The sequence below is a fragment of the Pseudomonas sp. genome (assembly GCF_051660785.1).
Classification (GTDB): Bacteria; Pseudomonadota; Gammaproteobacteria; order Pseudomonadales; family Pseudomonadaceae; genus Aquipseudomonas.
The window spans coordinates 1-17,787 of record NZ_JBOFQE010000083.1 but is presented as its reverse complement, the minus strand read 5'-3'; the positions used below and the strand labels follow the sequence as shown (position 1 = coordinate 17,787).

General features: G+C 63.3%; 21 protein-coding genes. All 21 read right to left on the bottom strand.

Annotated features, from left to right (window positions below):
• Positions 1–7: 7 nt before the first annotated feature.
• Complete coding sequence (locus ACRC4F_RS22165) at positions 8–439, bottom strand: hypothetical protein (protein WP_438661268.1); 432 nt, start codon at positions 437–439, stop codon at positions 8–10.
• Positions 440–449: 10 nt separating this feature from the next.
• Positions 450–1,112, bottom strand: coding sequence for a hypothetical protein (locus ACRC4F_RS22160; RefSeq protein WP_438661267.1), 663 nt, complete (start codon positions 1,110–1,112; stop codon positions 450–452).
• 1 nt (position 1,113) lies between these two features.
• On the bottom strand, positions 1,114–3,708 hold the full coding sequence (locus ACRC4F_RS22155) for a host specificity factor TipJ family phage tail protein (protein ID WP_438661266.1): 2,595 nt from the start codon (positions 3,706–3,708) through the stop codon (positions 1,114–1,116).
• Complete coding sequence (locus tag ACRC4F_RS22150; RefSeq protein WP_438661265.1) at positions 3,701–4,084, bottom strand: NlpC/P60 family protein; 384 nt, start codon at positions 4,082–4,084, stop codon at positions 3,701–3,703. Before ACRC4F_RS22150 ends, ACRC4F_RS22155 begins: the two co-directional genes overlap by 8 nt.
• Entirely contained in the window at positions 4,081–4,590 is a 510-nt protein-coding gene (locus tag ACRC4F_RS22145) for a DUF1833 family protein (protein WP_438661264.1), read from the bottom strand. Before ACRC4F_RS22145 ends, ACRC4F_RS22150 begins: the two co-directional genes overlap by 4 nt.
• Entirely contained in the window at positions 4,590–4,937 is a 348-nt protein-coding gene (locus tag ACRC4F_RS22140; protein ID WP_438661263.1) for a hypothetical protein, read from the bottom strand. The genes ACRC4F_RS22145 and ACRC4F_RS22140 overlap by 1 nt, the downstream gene beginning before the upstream one ends.
• Complete coding sequence (locus ACRC4F_RS22135) at positions 4,937–7,111, bottom strand: hypothetical protein (RefSeq protein WP_438661262.1); 2,175 nt, start codon at positions 7,109–7,111, stop codon at positions 4,937–4,939. The genes ACRC4F_RS22140 and ACRC4F_RS22135 overlap by 1 nt, the downstream gene beginning before the upstream one ends.
• A complete protein-coding gene (locus ACRC4F_RS22130; protein WP_438661261.1) occupies positions 7,111–7,299 on the bottom strand; it encodes a hypothetical protein in 189 nt (62 codons plus the stop codon). Before ACRC4F_RS22130 ends, ACRC4F_RS22135 begins: the two co-directional genes overlap by 1 nt.
• A 23-nt stretch (positions 7,300–7,322) precedes the next feature.
• Positions 7,323–7,658: a hypothetical protein gene (locus ACRC4F_RS22125; protein WP_438661260.1), complete on the bottom strand. Its 336-nt coding sequence runs from the start codon at positions 7,656–7,658 to the stop codon at positions 7,323–7,325.
• Between the two features lie 2 nt (positions 7,659–7,660).
• Complete coding sequence (locus ACRC4F_RS22120) at positions 7,661–8,302, bottom strand: phage tail tube protein (protein WP_438661259.1); 642 nt, start codon at positions 8,300–8,302, stop codon at positions 7,661–7,663.
• A gap of 62 nt (positions 8,303–8,364) precedes the next feature.
• Positions 8,365–8,724: a DUF3168 domain-containing protein gene (locus ACRC4F_RS22115; RefSeq protein WP_438661258.1), complete on the bottom strand. Its 360-nt coding sequence runs from the start codon at positions 8,722–8,724 to the stop codon at positions 8,365–8,367.
• Positions 8,721–9,305: an HK97-gp10 family putative phage morphogenesis protein gene (locus tag ACRC4F_RS22110; RefSeq protein ID WP_438661257.1), complete on the bottom strand. Its 585-nt coding sequence runs from the start codon at positions 9,303–9,305 to the stop codon at positions 8,721–8,723. Before ACRC4F_RS22110 ends, ACRC4F_RS22115 begins: the two co-directional genes overlap by 4 nt.
• Positions 9,295–9,630: a phage head closure protein gene (locus tag ACRC4F_RS22105; protein WP_438661256.1), complete on the bottom strand. Its 336-nt coding sequence runs from the start codon at positions 9,628–9,630 to the stop codon at positions 9,295–9,297. Before ACRC4F_RS22105 ends, ACRC4F_RS22110 begins: the two co-directional genes overlap by 11 nt.
• Positions 9,627–10,202: a head-tail connector protein gene (locus ACRC4F_RS22100; RefSeq protein ID WP_438661255.1), complete on the bottom strand. Its 576-nt coding sequence runs from the start codon at positions 10,200–10,202 to the stop codon at positions 9,627–9,629. Before ACRC4F_RS22100 ends, ACRC4F_RS22105 begins: the two co-directional genes overlap by 4 nt.
• 44 nt (positions 10,203–10,246) lie before the next feature.
• Complete coding sequence (locus ACRC4F_RS22095; RefSeq protein WP_438661254.1) at positions 10,247–11,812, bottom strand: hypothetical protein; 1,566 nt, start codon at positions 11,810–11,812, stop codon at positions 10,247–10,249.
• Complete coding sequence (locus tag ACRC4F_RS22090; RefSeq protein WP_438661253.1) at positions 11,809–12,042, bottom strand: hypothetical protein; 234 nt, start codon at positions 12,040–12,042, stop codon at positions 11,809–11,811. Before ACRC4F_RS22090 ends, ACRC4F_RS22095 begins: the two co-directional genes overlap by 4 nt.
• A gap of 46 nt (positions 12,043–12,088) precedes the next feature.
• Complete coding sequence (locus tag ACRC4F_RS22085) at positions 12,089–13,366, bottom strand: phage major capsid protein (protein WP_438661252.1); 1,278 nt, start codon at positions 13,364–13,366, stop codon at positions 12,089–12,091.
• A 62-nt stretch (positions 13,367–13,428) separates the two neighbouring features.
• On the bottom strand, positions 13,429–14,184 hold the full coding sequence (locus ACRC4F_RS22080) for a head maturation protease, ClpP-related (protein WP_438661251.1): 756 nt from the start codon (positions 14,182–14,184) through the stop codon (positions 13,429–13,431).
• A complete protein-coding gene (locus ACRC4F_RS22075; RefSeq protein ID WP_438661250.1) occupies positions 14,168–15,520 on the bottom strand; it encodes a phage portal protein in 1,353 nt (450 codons plus the stop codon). Before ACRC4F_RS22075 ends, ACRC4F_RS22080 begins: the two co-directional genes overlap by 17 nt.
• Entirely contained in the window at positions 15,517–17,256 is a 1,740-nt protein-coding gene (locus ACRC4F_RS22070; RefSeq protein ID WP_438661249.1) for a terminase large subunit, read from the bottom strand. The genes ACRC4F_RS22075 and ACRC4F_RS22070 overlap by 4 nt, the downstream gene beginning before the upstream one ends.
• Complete coding sequence (locus tag ACRC4F_RS22065; RefSeq protein ID WP_438661248.1) at positions 17,213–17,716, bottom strand: phage terminase small subunit P27 family; 504 nt, start codon at positions 17,714–17,716, stop codon at positions 17,213–17,215. Before ACRC4F_RS22065 ends, ACRC4F_RS22070 begins: the two co-directional genes overlap by 44 nt.
• Positions 17,717–17,787 lie beyond the last annotated feature (71 nt).

Here is a 17,787-nt window from a genome sequence, read left to right as displayed (position 1 = left end):
CTGTTCCTCAAGCGGTGATCGTGGCGGCGAAACGGAAAAGGTCGTCCAGCTGCTCGTCGCCCAGGCCGAACAAGGCTCCAATGGAAGCGACCAGCGGGCTGTCCCGGCGAAACTCTTGAACGTCCTTCCAGGCCAGACGAACGAAGGCATCGGTATCCTGTAGTGCCATGTAGGCCTCGATGTCCTCCAGCAGGCTGGCCTGCATCAGCATCGCCCGCGCCTGGAAGCGCGAGACGATGCGTGGTACCCGAGGAGCGGCCGGCGGCGCGACGAAAGTGCCGTCGGTATTCTTGATCCAGCCCAGTTGAACCTCGTCCGGCACCCCGTAGGTATTCGGCTGGGGCGGGCTCTCTGGGTCGAACAGTGGAACGACATCCAGAGGGAGCAGCGTAACGATGGTTTCGCAGCCGTCGATGAGGGCGGTGTTTGCATATTTCATGGTCAATTCCTTATCCACCAGCCGAGCCGCTGTAGTACGCGCCGGTAGCAAATTCGAAAGTCGTGCCATTGGCGCGCGTGCACGTGCATACGACCGCGCTGTTCGAGTCGATCCGAGTGGTGATGGCAACTAGGGCTGTCATTGGGGCATAGGCGTGCGTATGTCCCGCCAGCGCAAAAGCCGCCGCGTGATAGCCATCCAGCAAATCGGCGTTGAGCCCGGAACCGGGTCCGGTATCGATGCCGCCCACGGACACGAAGCCAGCGCCGTCGCAATAGATGATGGCGAGCTTGCCGGGCGACACCGTCATCGTCAGCGCGCCATTGATTGCCTCGTTCAGGTTCGGGTCGACCGTGATCACCCCGGTCCCGATATTCCAGATCGCGAACGAGAACCCGTCGCCCAGGGTTGCCGCCGCGGCCGCATTGACGGTGAACGTCCCGCTGCAACGCAGCACCTTGCCGCGGTCGGTCGGCAGCACTGTATAAGTCGCCGTCTTGCTCGCCGAACCGTTCAGCAGCGTGCCCATCAGCGCCAATGCCGCTTGCTTGTTGGCCGAATCCATCCCCAGAAAATCGGCCATGAACGCCCGCAGGTTGGTCAAGAAACTCTTGACGTCGCCTTCGGTCGCCGTCGGGCTGGTCGCCACCGTGGCTGACTGCAATACCGTCATCTCAATACCTCCACATCAAGTTGCTGTCGTCGGTCCACATCGGCGTGTTCGCATCCGACGACCACATGTAATCCGCCTCCAGGGCGTAATTGATCGTTGCCCAACTGCCGCGCAGTTGCCCCACGGCGGCGACGCGGACGATGGTTTGCGAGCCGTACAGCGCCATCGCCGTGAAGTTCGCTGCCCGCGTCTCGCCGCTGCGTGTCCAGGCTGATTCATCGGCCGACTGCTCGACGATGTAGTACTCGGCGCCGGGCGCCGGCTGCCAGGTCAGCAGCATCCGTTCCGGGGCGCCGGGCATCGAGCGGGCCGAGAGCCCCAGCACCGCCGGCGCGCTCGGCGTCGCCGGTAGTTGCGAGGCATTGACGGGCGGCGCGGTGATGCCGTCTTCGGCCGTGTGCACGCTCGGGTCTTCATTCACGCACACCAGCGCCACCCGGCAGGTGTCCGTCGGGCGGATCGAGATCACCCGCGCCAGTTGGCGCCAGGTCTCGCCCCAGCCGAAGGTCGTGTGCGTGCGCTCCTCGTCCTGGCCGGCGTAGGGCGTGAAATCCGGCGGTTCGGCCAGCATCACCTTGTGCGCGGTCGCGCCCGGCGTTACCACGTAGGGGCCGGCCAACGAGCCATCGCGTCGGCGCAGGCCGAGGTAATGCGTACCCTCCTCCGCCCAGGTCAACGGTTCGGAGAGCGTCAGGGTCCGCGTCGCCGCGTCCCACACCTCGACCTCACCGTGCTGCCCCCACTGCGGCAGGTCGTGATTGATCGCCACCAGGTCGCCGTAGGTCGGGATGAAGCCTTCCATCTCCGTTTCGAAGCGGATCAGGGTCCGCCGGTAGCGGTTGGCCGCCGCCATGTAGATGCCTTCGCGGTAGGCCTGCTCGCGCTCGGTGACGCCCAGCAGTTCGATTTTCGCCGGCCTGCTCGCCGTCGAATCGGGCAGCTTGGCGGTCAGCGGCAACGGCTTCCACAGCGAACTGTCGAAGTAGGTGATGCGCACCGCGTCGGCGGTGTCTGCCGTCGGCGTCAGGAACTCCAGATTGAACGAGCCGCGCTTGATGTTGCGCATCGAATACAAGGCCACCGGCAGCGTGGCGGCCTGGTCGCGCACCAGGCAGACGATACCGCCCTGCATGTAGCGCTTGGCGCGACCGGCGCGGGCGATCTGCTCGGTGACTTCCCAGAAGGTCGAGAGCGAATCGAAGCGGGCATTGAAGGTGTCGCCGCGCGCCGTCCACACGGCATCGAGCGCCAGCAGGCCATCGAGGTCGAGGCGGTTCTCCGGCAGCCCGACATGACGGCAGGCATCGGCGAAGGCCCAGGCGATGGAGCGCGTCGCCACCGGCCCGGCCCAGGCCGCGCCGGTCCAGGTGTAGAGCTTGCGCGTCGAGATGATGTTGATCTTGCGGCTGGCCTGCTGCGACAGGTTGTTCGTCGCCCGCATCTTGATCGCCACCAGCGTCACGTCGCCGAAATCATGGTTGCCGTCGATGAAGGCGCGCAGCCCCGCCCAACTGAGTTCATGGCCGGCGCGGGTCGAACTGTCCTTGGCATCGAGGCGCGTCAGCCGCACCTCGTAGCGCCCGGGCGCCACCGTGAATTCGTAGCTGAAGCGCTGCGGCGTGCCGGTGGCGGCCGATACCTGACGGCTGCCGAGCAGCAGCCAGCCGGTCGTCGGCGCGCCGAGATCATTGATGGCCCGCGCCTCGACCTGGAAGGTGATCGACTTGGCCAGCAGCGTGCCCTCGTCGGTGGCGAAGTAGAGGCCACGCGGGCAGACCACGTCCACCGCCAGCCGGCCGGCCAGCGACCCCGCGGCGTTGGCCGTGAAGGGGCCAATCGGCACGCCGGTCAATGCCTCCTGTCCGGAGACTTCCACCGCCGTCGCCACCGCCGCCGGGAACAGCGTCAGCACACCGCCCGGCGGCACGATCTGACACTCCACCTCCTCGAAGTTGCCGATCGGCGTGTCCTCGATGCGAATCTGCTCGATCTCGTATTCGCCGATGCCGAGGCAGAACAACTGGTAGAGGTACTGCTCGTTGCCGGCGTAGGCCACGTAGGGCGCGGCGGCGAAGTCGGGAAAGGAAATCATCCGTCCGTACTGGATCGGGATCGGCGATTCGAGCCGCGCCTGGTTACCTTGCGCCGCGATGTTGTAGGTCGGGCTGGCCGCCTGCCCGCCACCCATGTTCGAACCGGCGGCCGATGGCGGCGGCAACATGGCGTTGACCAGGGCGGCGCCGACGATGCCGACGGCGGCCTGTGCGGCCGCGCCCCAGCCCAGTCCGCCCGAGGCGACCGGCATGCCCGTGTAGATCGAAACCACCGCAACCACGATCATCAGGATCACCCGCATCACGTCCGAGCCGCCATCCCCGCCCTGCGGCAGCAGCACCACGGCCAGCAGGTCGGCGTTGTTGATTGGCTGGTCCCAGTCGGCGCGCAGCACTGCCTCGCCGTTGCGCAGGATGATGAAGGGCTTGTCCGTCGCCGGGGCTAGCGAGCGGATCGGCGCCGGGGCCGTCAGTTCGGCAACCTCGCGGTGGCGCAGCGGGTGGAAGGGATCGCGTACCGTCACGCAGGTGGCGCTAAACATGGCGGTAGAACTCCAGGTGGCCCCAGCCGGAGGCCTTGAGCATCTTGACCGACTGAAACACGACGCCCGGCCCGTTCACGCAATGCAACACACCGCCGCCGTCGACGGCGACCCACAGGCCGACGTGCGAGGGGTGCCGGGCGTGCGCCAGCAGCACCGCGTCGCCTTCGGCCGGCACTGCCACCGGCCGCCAGTTGGCCCGCTCTGGATTGCCGGCCACGGCGCGGGCGCAGGCCAGCCGGTTGAAGGCATCGACGTCGAAGGGCGGGATCTCGCGCCCGAAGCGCTCGCGCTGCACGCGACGGAAGAAGCCCCAGCAGTCGTGGCTTTCACTGACCCACGGCTGGCCGATGTAGGCGAAGGCCCAGTGCGTCATGACACCACCAGCCCGGGAAAGCGTTCGGCGGTGTATTCCTCGCCGGGGAAGCGCCGGTCGAGGTAGTCGCCGAAGCTGGCCACGGCCGATACCTTGAACACGTCGGCCTTGATGTTCGACAGTTCCATGGTCATCGGCGGGTCGTTCTGCGGCGCCGTCAGGTCCGACGACAGGTATTCGCGGAAGGTCATCGTGATCGGCGCGGTCGAGCCCATCGCCAGTTGCACATTGGCCAGGATGTCGCGCGACACATTGTCGATTTCCACCGTTAGTTGCGGGATGCCGGTCGGCGTCACTTCCGGCTTGGTGAGCCGGAAGGCGAAGCGCAGGAAGGTGACATCAGCCCCGGTTTCCAGCCGGGCATTCAGGTCGGTCCAATCGTTGACCACGTAGATCGGCTGGTTGAAGGCCGCATGGTTGAGTTCCAGCGTGTGATAGATCGCGACGTTGGACGGCGCGGCGGCATAGGCCTCGCGCAAGGCCTGGGAGAGCGTGCTGTCCGGCATCAACGCACCTCCAGCTGGGCGGTGATTTTCCAGTAGATGCCGTTGCGTGCTGCCTTCCACGCGCCCTTGAAGCGGGCTTCTTCCGGGGCAATCACGCCGTCCACGTCGAGGTCGATTTCGAACCAGGCCGCGCCGCCGGCCCCGTCACTTTCGGACCAGGCGCGGAAGGTGGCGAACTGGGCGCCGGTGAAGAGGAACGACACGTCGACCAGGTCGTTGCGGGCGAAGCTGCGCCGGCGCACGCGCGCCGCGCCCACTTCCATGTCGGTGCGGACGGTCTGCTCGACCGGGCTGATGGCGTAGCCATCCACCAGCGGCCCGGGCAATGTCGAAGGCCAGGCCGCCATCAGTAGGCTCCCGCCGCGCGCTTGAGGCCGTAGGCACCCTGCAGCGCCGCCGGCACGGCGCCGGAGCCGCGGGCGATGTCGCCGGCCACAGCGTTCTTGGCCTGCTCGATGAAGACATCAATGATCGTGCCGCCGCTGCCGTCGCTGCGTTTCTCGCTGCGCGCCTGTGCATCGGTGTTGTTGATAACGTTGACCGTGACGTTGCCGCCGCCGCTCTCTGCCGCCACGCCCAGCTTGCCGTCCCGGCCGCGCTTGAGCGGCATGATGGCCTCCGGGCCGGCTTCGCCGAACACGCCAGCGCCGGCAGCGAAACGGAAGAACTGCGGCGAATCGAAAACGCCACCCGAGAAAGCCGAGAGCGACGGCGATTTCTCGAAAACGCCGCCCAGGGCGAAACGCTGCCCGGTACCCAGCCATGATCCGCCGCCCGCCGCCGCCGACGGACCGGCGCTTGCGGTGCCGGTCCCGCCGGAAAACAAACCGACGGCGGCACTGGCCAGCCCGCCCCAGTCGAATCCCTGCACCGCCTTGCCCAGCGGTTCGGTCACCGCCAGCCGTGTCAGCAGGCGCAGGATGTCTTGTTCCAGTCCTTTCAGTACGTCACCGAATTGCTTGCCACCGGCAACAGCATCTTCGAAGGCTGAACTGAAGGTCAGGCCGAGCTCCTCGACTAGGGATTTTTGCTTCTGGATTTCCTCGGAACCTAGTCCGAGCCGTGCCTGCACGGCCTCGAGATATTTTTCCTCGCTGATGACACATTCTTCAAGCGCCTTGGTGAGCGCCAGCATGTCGTCGCGGGCCACCTCGATCTTGCTGGACTTGGTTTCGCCGAGAAGGCGATTCAGCTGCGCCGTCGCGGCAGCCGACTGCTCGGCAGCGTAGGCCTGCTCGAACTGCGCGACGGCGGTTTTCTTCCAGGCGTCTGGCATCGTCTGCCATTCGGCGCTGGTCATCAGGTCGTACAGGGCGGCCTGGCTCTTGTTCAGGTCAAGCGTCGAGGCGTTGGCATCCCCGCTAACCTTGGCCAGCGACTCCATGGCCTTGCCGTAGGCGGTGGCCTCGGCGGTGGCTTCAGCCGTTTCGTGTTTCTTTTTGCCGCCCCCTGTTCCGGTGCGGGTGATCTCGGTTCCACCACCCGTTTTTTGCTTGTCTGGCGGCGGGGCGTCGGCGCGTTCCTGCGCCTCTTTGATATTTTTATGATATGAGACGAGTCGCTGCGCTCTGGCGATATCCGCATCGATACTCGGAATATCAGCATAGTAACTCCCGGTCCGTGGTATATCAGCTACCCGACGAGAGCGCTCAGCTTTAAGCTTCTCAAGCTCTTGAGTCGCTCGCTCCAACTTGTCAATATGATTGTCACCAGCCGACGACGAGCGCGCATAGAGCATGTCGAAGAAACCAAGTCCGGCTGATTGTGCAACAAGGAATTCAGTAGCCAGCTTGTTCAGCCAGGGCAGCAGGCCACCAGCAATGTTCTTGCCGACCGCTCCAGAGAGCACCGAGAGTCGATCCAGGTTGTCGTTTAAATCGGCTGCCTGTTTGCTGAGTTTTCCATCAACGACGCCGCCCAGGGTTTCGAGTTCCTTGCGCATGCGCTCCAGGCCATCGGCACCGCCGTTAAGCACTGGCACCAGCTTGGCGCCGGATTTGCCGAGCAGATCGACGGCCAGCGCCGTCTTGCCGGCGCCATCCTTGAAACCGGCGAAGCGCTCGGCGATTTCGGCGAACACCTTTTCCACCGGCTTGAGCTTGCCAGCGGAATCGACAACCTTGACGCCGATGTCGGCGAACAGGGCGCCTGCTTCCTTGCCGCCACTGGCGGCCTCCTGCATCTTGACCGACAGCTTGGTCAGCGCGGTTGTCATGTCCTCGAACTCGACGCCATTCATCTTGCCGGCGAAGTCCAGCGCCGAGAGGCTTTCGGCGGACATGCCGAGGCGCTCGGCGGCTTCGTCCAGCTGGTCGAGCGAATCAACCAGCCCCTTGAATCGCCCAACGGCTTCAGCGCTGACCAAGCCGCCGATGACACCCCCAACCGTCATGCCGAGCGTGGAGAACGAAGACTTGACGCGCCCAGCCAAGCCTTCAGCCTGCTTGGCGACTTTCTCCATCTGCTGCTCGAAGTTCGCCAGGCGCGCCTCGATGTCGATCGATAGCTTTGCGATGGCCATCAGCTTTCCTCGCGTAAGTGATCACGAATCGCCGCCAGTTGGGCGACGAAGATTTCGATATCGGTGATGCCGAGCAGGTCGGCGACCGTCGGCAAGGCAGCCCAGTCGAGGCCGCCCATCAGGTTCCAGGCGCGGATGATCAGCCGCTGTTCGGCGGTCGGTTCGACTGGCTTGAGGACGCCCGGCAAATCCTGCTGCCCCAGCCAGTCGATTAGTTTTTTATGGCGCCAGCCGTTTTCTCGGTGTGTGCCTGATAGGCATCAACGATGTCCTGCATCACGGCGCCGAGCAGGTCAAGGCGATCCTGCAACCACTCGGCGCAGGCTGCTGCGTCGAAATCCAGCGGATGCGGCGCGCCAGTTCCTGTGATGGTCTGTTCGGTGACGCCCTCCCAGCCGATGATGAAGGGCAGGATGCCACGCCCCGTGGGCCGACCGCGCAACTCGATCATTTCGAGATCGCTTGGCCGGCGGCAGATGAAGGTGACGCCGCCGGCTTTAACCTTGATTTCGCGGGCCTTGCGGATTTTTTCAGCGAGTGCGCTCATGGTCAGCTTCCGTAGTAGGTCGGCGTGCCGTTCATGGTGATCGCCGTCTTGGTCGTCACCAGTTGCTGTGCCGAGCCACCCGGCAGCAGCGAGGCACCGACGTAGCCGTTGAAGACCATGATCTGGCCGCCCACTCCGAACGTGAACATGAAGGCCCGCTTGCCCTGTGAATCAGAAGCCGATTTCATCGCCTTGAGGCCGGCATCGGACACGTCCCAGATGTTGTCGAAAGTGAAGGTCGCCGCCGACGGCAAACCCGGAACCTGCGAGCGAGCACCCTGATGGATGGTTGTCGTATCGAGGAAATCGAATTCGCCGCCGGAAGACGAGATGCTGGTTGCCGTGGTGATCGACGTGCCAAAGGTAATTTTCTGGACGGTGCCAGATGAAAATCCGTCGAAGGCCGTGGTGTCCTCACCTTCCAGGATGAAATTCGCCCCGGTCGGCGACTTGACGCGGAATACCCGGTCGTCGACCTGCCGCATACCCTGTACGGAGAGCAGGACGAAATCGCCGGCAACGAAGGTGTTATTGGCTGTCACGACGCCTTCGGCGGCCTTCGAGATACCGGTAATAGGGATCGTGGCGGCCAGCGCCGACTGCATCGCGACAGCGACGTTGGACCACTTGCGGGCAGTTGCCATGGGTGACTCTCCATAAAAAAAGCCGCCCGTTGGCGGCTTGTGGTTGAAATCAAGGTCGGCGCTCAGGCCGACCAGAACCAGTCGGTTTCGACGTTGACGGCGAACAACCCGGTCTGCTCGTCATACCCGCCGGACCGGTCAAGCGATGGGTTGCCAGCGGTGGCCAGGGCCGCTTCCACCTCATCGGCGACGGCGCCGGCCTCTTCGCGTGTCCTGGCCCAGGCAGTCATGGCCAGCCGCACGTCCTCACAGACCAGCCGGCCGTCAATCGTCCGGGTCGGATTGGTGCCGGCCCGTGAATAAACGACAGCCGGCAACGGCTGCTTTTCAGGGATGGCATCGGGATAGATTCGGCCGCCGACCAGGGCGGCCAACCCGACCCAACCAGATAGGGCTTCGTAGAGTTGGCGTTCGGCGCTCATTTGCGGTCGTTGTATTTTTTGAACTGAACAGACATCTCGTCGGCAAACACACCCAGCGCCTCGGGCAAAGCCTCAGCCGCCGGCCGGATGAACGGCTGTGCCGCCATTTTTTTGGTACCGAACTCGACGAACTTCCAGTAATACGGGTCGCTCGCACTCTTGGCGCCGCGCTGGCCGGCGCGCACCAGACGGCGGTCCTTGAAGGCAATGCCGAGTACGCGTGTCGTCTGTGTTCGGTACTTCGCCCCGGCGGCTGGCTTGACGTTGATGAACACGCCGACTGCACCGGCCTGCCGTGCTGTCTTCGAGGTACGTACCATCAACCGTTTCTTGAGCAGGCCAGCCGCCCGGTACGGTGTCTTCGCCGCACTCTCGGCGCTCATGATCGGCACGTTCTGTCGCGCCACCCGCAGCGGCACCCGTGCCGCCTTGCGCAGGGCGGCCAGCAGCGTCTTGCGGCGCAACTCGGCCGGGATCTCACGCAGGATGTTTTTCAGGTCATCGAGGCCACGGACTCTGACGAGCGCGCCCCCTTCGTTGCCGGCCTGCAGGGCCGTGCCCATGCCGACTTTAAGTGCCATGACGTACCCCGTTGACGGCCATGATTTCGAGCAGACCGGCGTAACGTTCCGTGCCGGGGATGATGGCCGTGATGTCGTAGGGCTGCTCGCGCCAGAGGAGCCGCATATCGCCTGCCAAGCCGGAGCGCGCCCGGATACGGACGCGGATATCCACGGCCTGCTGCAGTTGCGCGGCGGCGAAAAACTCGCGACCGCGCAGCGGCACCACCTCGGCCCACACTGTGCAGACGTCTGCAAACGTCACGACTTCCTCGCCGAGGCCGTTGCGCTCGACGAGCTTCCGCTGGAAGGTGACGCGCTGGTTCAGTTTGCCGGCCGGGATCATGCGACCTCGATGAGGCGGAAGGGATCGAGGAAGCTGTCCCAGAAGCGATCGGGCAGTGCCGGTGCGATGGTGCCGGTGACGAACGCCCCACGCTGTTCGAACAGGGCATTGATCGCCAGCAGCATCCAGGTCTTGATCGCCGCCGGCACCTCGGCCGCCCCGCCATAACCGCAGAGGTATCGCACGCGCACGGCATTCGGCACCGGGCGGCTGGCTGGCCAAGCCTTGCCGTAGGCTGGCAGCAGGTAGCCGGGCGCGCTGTCCTTGTCGAGCAGCGTATCTTGCGGATCGAGTGTCCGCTCGACCCCGTCGCTGCCGAGGTAGACCAGCGAGACCAGCGACTGTACTGGTGCGCCGCGCAGCACGAAGGCGGCCGGAAAGGAATCGAGCGCCAATTGCCGGGTCTGCGTACACAGGGCGCGGCCGGTCTCATGTTCGGCGCGTTGGCGGGCGGCAGCGATACAGCCCGTCAGCAGCGCATCAAATTCGTTGCCGTCAATACTGCACTGGGCTTTCGCCTCGGCAAGCGTGACAGGCTCTTCGGTGGGACCGACGATGACCTTATACGACATGGGTTTTCCTCAGTGAGGAATACTGTTTGCGTTGCCCGGACGGATTAAAAACTGCCCCAATACCCGGAGCCATTTGCAGCGAGTTCGGGCATGGTGACCGGCTCCAACGTTCCCGCATCCACTCCAGCCTTGATAGCTGCGGCGATGGTTTCAAGATCGGCGTGTCGGATGCCAATAGCACTCATCGCCCCATCGGCCGTTGTAGTCGGCTGTACGCGATGGAGCATCAAAAAACCGTCCGATTTATCCGTGGATAGCGCCGCAATAGCGGTCGTTATTGCCGTGATGTTCGTCGCCTCTGCCGCAGTAGTGCCAGCCCAGGTGTGCCCGATGATCGGCAGTGCCATTCGACCGTATTTGCTCGCCGCATCAATATTGACGATATGGGCGGTGGATGCAGACGCAGATCGACCAAGCGTAAAACCGGCGGCGATGGCGGCGTCAAGCAAAGCCGTGTCATTGACCGACTGCTGAAACACACCCTGCGGCCACACGTAGCAGCTTTCTGCTCCCGGCACCAGCAGCCCGTTGTCGCGTAGATACGCAAGATTCCGCGTCATATCGGCGACTGCATCAGACACCGGATTTGCAGAGCCGGGATAGGCCGTAAAGAGATTGCCGGCACCAGAATTCGGCCACGGCCCGTGCGCTACCAGCGCGTTACCGGCATTCAGGAATGCATGAAGCTGGTCGATATTTGAATACCCGTTGCCAGTGCCCTGCGTCGACCCGATAACGGCGAGCGTCTGTTTAATTTCTCGGCTGGCGAAAATGTCGTAACCGAGCTTGAACGTCGAGTCATAGCCGTCATCCCATGTCACACAGATGCGCCCCTTGGTACGCGGCGTCGAAAACCCGAAGGCGTAAATCCACACTGTGGCGGCAGCCCCCGCCTTCGGCATGATGCGCAACTTCATGTCGGCGATGTACGCAGGATATGTCGGGGCGCCGAAGTTCGCATTAGCGCCTTTTCTGAACATGTAAGTGACTGCGCCGCCCTGCTCCTTTGGGCTGTTCAGCGGTGCGGCCAGCGCGTATTGCACTTTATTGGACCACCCTTTCGCGTAGCCCGCCGCGTCTTGCGAAACATAGCAAGTGACATAATCGACATTAGACTGGGAGTAGCTGCCGTGCATGCACAGATACGCGTCGCCGCCCGTATAGGCCCCCACCAGGCCGGGGAACTTGATTTCCGCATGCACGCCGACTGCAGTCACGACTTTGATGGCAGGCTTCCCGTTGGGGCCTGTTTCGATGGTTACGGTCGGACTGCCGGCGACAACCGATACGTCCCCGATAACCAGCACTGAACCACCAACAGCTGGCATCGGCGAACGAGCGCCCTTGACGTAGGCGCTCAACGCATCGCGCCCGCCTGCGGTCAAACTTCCAATCCCCTCGGTGACTGAATTGAATTCAGCGATTACCGGAAATATCTGTTTATCAACAACAGGGGAAATGTAATTCGTGCCACCAGTCAAATTCATGTCAGCCAGCTTCGCGGCGACAAGACCAGCTTCCGTCCCCGCGTCTGTCGTGAGTAGGTTGCCGGATTTATAGCGCCTCCCGGTGCGTGAATCTTCCCAGTCACACAGTAGTTTTACTGTCATTTTGTCACCGCCGGTTTTTCGTCTCCGGAGGCGGTTGTCTTGATCTTGTGAATCACGACGACAGCGCCCAGATCATTGACACAGTAGGAAACGGCTTCCTTGTGTGCGTCGACCGTGCCAGCAGCTTCTTGCGCCTTGGCAGTGGCCACTGGAAAATCGACAACCTGATTGGGGTGATAATCAATGCCGTCGAGTGTGAAGGCAGTGAGAATGCGGACTTTGATTCCCATGACTCTCTCCATGGCCGGGCCTGCTCGGCTGGCCCGGCCGTTGTGATCAGGTGGCGGAGTTGGCGTAGTGCTTGACGGCACCGCCGACGTCGATCAGGTTGCCGCCCTGGCGGTTGAAAGCGACGAAGCCGATCTGGCCGTTGAGGATGAAGTTGCTGTCGGCCATGCGGAACAGCGTCAGGTCCATCACCTCACGGATCATGTAGCGGCTGAAATCGCCGAACAGAATGGACTTGGCGTTGGCGGCCATGACCGGCATTTCCTGGCTGATGAAGATCGGCCGACCAAGCAGGCGATCAGGTGCGCCACCGGGATTGCCCTGCTCGTAGCCCGGCACGAAGATCGGGCGGCCCTGGGTATCCTTGATTTTTCGGATAGCCTTGAGCGAACTGTCATGCAGCATGAAGCCGACGTTACCGCCGGCGCGATAGACCGGGTCGACAGCATGCTCGAGATCGACTAGGTCATCGTAGGTCACCGCCACAGTCTGGCCGGTGGCGCCCACCTTACCGACCAACGAGGCAGTGACGATGCCGCGTGGCTGGTTGATGCCCGTGCCGGTGGTGAGATGCTTACTGGTGATACGGCCGAGACGAATGGCCAGCAGCGCGTTGATATAACCCTCGATGTCGAACATCGAATCCTGGATCAGCTCGAACGGTACGGCGATTTTCTTCGACGAATACTTGTAAGAATCCACCGAAATATTGCCGAATGTAGTTTCACCCAATGCCACGGGGGTGTTCTGACCAACAATCTCGCCTTCCTCCGATGTGGCATCGGCGGATGGGAAATTCATCGGCGCACCGGTACCTGTCTGGATGACGGTGGCGACGCTGCGAATGCCGCCAAAGGCCCTCTGCGCTTCCGTCAGCTGGCGGTAATACTCGGTGGCGACGGTGTAACCGCCCTCGGCTGGCGCGTTCGTCGACATGCCGGCTTGCGGCAGGCGCATGGCGTTGGCGATGTCGCCGGACTGGCGGGTGCGCATGGCGTTGAGCTGCTCGGGCTGTAGGGCCATTAGGCCACCAGTAAGGTAGGCACGCAGGGCGCCGGTCTCGGTACCGTGGGCGTCCGGGGTACGGGTAAATTGTTCGCGCAGGTTGTCGCCGACGTTACCGGTCGCGGCCTGGGCGCCAATGGCGGCCATGGCGTCGTTGTGGCGCTTGATCTGGGCGTCGATATCGCCGATCTCGGCCATGGCCTGGTCGTACTGGGCCTGGTGCTCGGGCTTCCATTCCGGGGTCTTGTCCTTGTCGACCAGATTGGTCAGGGTGTGCGCCAGTTGGTCGCGGCGCTCACGCAGGGCTTGCAGGTTTTTCATTGGGAGTGCTCCATTAAAAAAGCCGCCCGGAGGCGGCTTGAGTGGTGCCGGTCGCGTGAGCGTCAGGCGGGGATCAGGGCTTTGAGGGCGGCGCGGTGCAGGGCATCGCGGTCGATCGGATTGGGGCTGGGAGGCGGCGGGTTTCGTTGCGGCAATTCGTGGGCAGCATCGACCGGAGCATGCTGGTAGGCGGAAAGGTCCCAGGCACTGGCCAAGGCTTTGGCCTTACTGTCTTCGGCCACCGAGTCGCAGAAGCCGAGTTCTACGGCGCGCTCCGCTTCGAGCCAGGTTTCGGCGGCCATCCAATCAGCGATGTCCTTCGAATCCTGGCCGGTCTTCGCGGCATAGCTTTTCACCAGGCTGCCGTCGATCTGGTCGAGCAGGGCGGCCGACTTGCGGAATTCGTCGGCGTTGCCATAGGCGACGGTCCAGGCCTTGTGGATCATGTAGAACGATCCAGGCGCGATGATGATTTCGTCGGACGGCAGGATCAGAAAGGTGGCAGCACTGGCGGCCAGGCCGTCAACGTGCGTGACGATGCGGCTCTTGTGCTCGCGAATGGCCTGTTCCATGGCCCGCGCTGCAAAGACCGAGCCGCCAGGGCTCTTGACGCGCAGGTGGATGGTCGGCGCATCCATGGCATTGAGCGTCTTGATGAAGGTTTCCGGCGCGACGCCGCCCCACCAATCGGCCTCATCCTGCGAGTCGACGATCATGTCGTAGAGGTAGATCGTCGCCTCGTCGCCGGCCGGCGCTGCCTCGGCCTTGAAGTAGCCACGCTTGCGGTTACTGGCCAGCAGTTTAAGCATCGGATGCATCGGTTTCCTCCGGGTCGGTTTCGGGCGCTGGATTGTCAGCAGGAGTCGGCGCAGTCTGGCCGGTGCTGGTAAAAATGAGCTTGTCGCCGCCGGCAATGGGCTTGAGGTTTTTCAGGCGGCGAACTTCGTTGATGGTCATCCAGCCCTGCGTGCCGGGACCGCCGAGGGCTTTGGCAAAATATTCGGCCTGGGCCTTGCTGTCGCCGTCGAGCAGTGCGTCGACATTGAACTCACCGAAATAACTGCGCGACTGCGGCCAGATCTTCCGATTGATCTCCTGAGCCATGGCATCTATGTAGCGGCGCAGGGTGTAGCGGACGAAGCCGATGGACATCTGCTCGATGCCGCTGCCCCAGCTTGTCGATTTCTCGGTGTAGCCGATCATGTGCGGCGGCACGCCGAAGATGCGGGCGATGTCCTCGATCTGGAACTTGCGGGTGGCGAGTAGCTGCGCATCCTCAGCGGACATGGTGAGCTGCTGCACATCGAGGCCGCCGGTCAGGATCGCCGGCAGGTGGGCATTGCTCGGGCCGGCGTGGCGGGCAGCCCAGGTATTGCGTAACAGGTCGGCAGCGTCGTGATCGAGCTTACCTGCCGTCTTGAGCGCGAAATCGGGCCGGGCGCCGTTGCGGAAAAAACTGCCGGCGTATTCATCGGCGGCCAGAGCGATACCACCGGCTGGTCGTAAGGCGGCGCGGATGGGTGTGATGCTGCGCTTGCCGTCGTAACCGATACCGGGGAAGTGCAGCATGTCGTCTTGATCGACGATATCGACTGTGCCGTCCTGATTGACGACACGGTAGTAGTTGCGGCCAGCATCCTGGATGACCTGGACGCGGTCGGGATGGTATGGCTCGAAACCTTGAATGGCCTGAGTGAATGGCGTCACGCGCCGGATGCGCCAGAAGCCATCGCCCTTGAGGCCGATGGACTGGGCAGCGAACGACCAGGCGCTGGCCGCCGTCCAGGACGGCCAGGGGCTTTCGTTGAACAGCCACCAGAGGTCGCTGTCGTAGCGCTCGCGGCCATCGGTCAGGCGCTTGAACAGGTGGAACGGCAGCGCAGCAAGCGCACCGCCGATGATGCCAACGCAGGCGTACACGGCGCCGATGGCCATGACGGTCTGCTCGGTAACCGGCACGCCAGCACCCTGAATGCCATAGCCGCCGGTAAGGATGTCGAACATGTCGCTGCCAGGCGTGATCTGGCTGATTGGCACCGAGGCCTGCGGCCGCCCTGCCCGTTCGGCTTCGCGCCGCGCCTTCCATTCGGACAAGATGACACTGCCGGACTGGGCGACGCGGTCGGCGTTGTACCAGGTACCGAGTGCGTTCATAAAATGACGATTCCGGGTTCAGGCTCTTCTACGATGGTCCGGGCAATCAGCCCGGCCCCCATGACACCGGCCACCATCAGATCGATGCGGCCAGAGGCTTTTTCCTTGCTCAGTTTTCGATTCTCGGCGGCGTCACTGACAACGACCGCGTTGGCTGCACACCATGTGAACACCGGGTGCGACGGGTGAATTACAGTGCCGTTGAGCAGGTGTGTTTCGGTGGCTTCAACGGCTGGACTCATGTCCTGGTAGCCCTGTCCGAAGGGAGCCATGTTGGGCAGCGTCAGGCCGTTGTCGTCGGCCAGCGCCTTGAAATCTGCTATGCGCCAACGGTCAAAGGCACAAGCCACCAACTCGAAGTGGTCGGCAATCTCGACCAGACGGCGAGCGACCTGCAGTTTGCTGACGGCCCGGCCGGGCGTGGTTTCCAGGTAACCGGCCCGCTTCCATGCTAGGTAGGGCACGCGATCGCGCTTTTCCTTGTCTTCTAAACCTTCATCCGGCAACCAGCAGAAGGGCACCATGCGCCAGGGCTCGCCTTCGTCGACCGGCTCGATCCAGAGCACCAGGCCGGTGAGGTCGGTAGTGCTGGAAAGATCAAGGCCGGCGTATGCCCGGCGACCGGCAAACTGGCGCCAGTCGTATTCACGCCCGGCGCCGAGCCAGATATCGGCCGAAATCCACGGATTTTCGGCCTCGGTCCATTGGCAGAAGTTGAGCCGGCGGACGGTGGCTTCCTTGCCCGGCATGCCACGCGCTTCGCGCACCTGTTCGCGCAGGTACTTCATGCCCGGCAGGTTCGCGTGCTGCAGGCTGGGATTGGCCTTGGCCCAGCAGCGCTCGTCCTTGAACGGGTCATCGTCCTTGTCCAGAGCGCAGACGAAGGCGAAGAAGGAATCGTCCTCCAGAATACCGGCGGCCACCTTGGCGCCGTAGTCGTGATACGCCCAGCAGGGGCTGGTCTTGCTGCTACCGCTGTTGGTGATCATGAAGATGATCGCCTGGCGGCGGCTTTTGGTGCCCGCCCGGAGCATTTCGACCGTGGTGTTGGTCTTGTGCTCGTGGATCTCGTCGATCAGCGCGATGTGCGGTCGCGGACCGGACTGCCCATCGTCCGCCGAGATCGGGCGGAAGAAGGCGCCGCGTTCCGGGTAGGCGAGGTTCCAGACGTTCTCGCCAGTGCCACTCGATTTGAGCCGGCTGCGCAGCTCGGGCGAGAGCTGGTACATGGCGACCGCATCACGAAATAGGACCATGGCCTGGTCCTTCTTCGTTGCACCGGCGTAGATTTCAGCACGAGCCTCGCCGTCGGCCACCAGTCCTTTCATGCCGACGCCGGCCGCCAGCGGCGACTTGCCGGAGCCCTTGCCAGTCTCGACGAAGGCCTGGCGAAACCGTCGGTAACTGTCATCAGTCTTCCAACCGAACAGGCTGCCAACGACGAACATCTGCCATGGCAGAAGCTCGAACGGCACGCCTTCGTAGTCACCGCCATTGAGACGAAGCACTTCCTCGAAGAAAGCAATGGCGTGCTCGACTTCGGCCACATCCCAGAACAAGCCACGGGCCGGCCCCTGCTCAAGATCTTTCAGGTGCCGAGCACAGGCGTCCCGGGCGTGGGGACCGGCAATGATTTTGCCGGCGATGACCTTCCGCGCAAAGCGCGTTGCTGGATCCTTCGGGTAGCGCCGCCTAGGTGAAGAAACGGCCGGTGCCTTGCTTTTCGTTGTTGCCATGGCCGAACAGGTCACCTTGCGGCTGGATGGCGATGCGCGTCCGAGCAGCAGGCGACATGCCGAACTGCTGGAAGATCGCCATCGCCTGCTTAAAGCTCATCGACTGGACGATCAGCCAGGGGTTGATGTGTTCACCGGCGGCGACCGGATTCTCGTCCTCGTCAAGGACAACCTTGGACTTCACCAGGTTGTCACCCGCCACGCGCACAGCCTGGCGATACTGAGCGATAGCAACGCAGCCCATGGCCAGTGCCTGCACATCAACCTCCGTCAGCAGCTTCGCCGCCGAGAGGTGGGGAGCCACTTCAAGCCACACCTCTCGGGCCGCCGCATGCAGCCAAGCCGGCGGCTCGAGATTCACCAAGTAGGCCGGGTCCGGCTCCTGCTTGTTATTCGACCGCTTCCCCGGGTTACCGGTAATGACTTTCAGCGCGGTCGGTTTTGGTGGGCGTCCTGCCATGCTGACCTCTCAAAGCACCAGTCAATCAAGGGGGGGTACCCCTATCCATTTCGCGGCGCTGCGCAGAACTA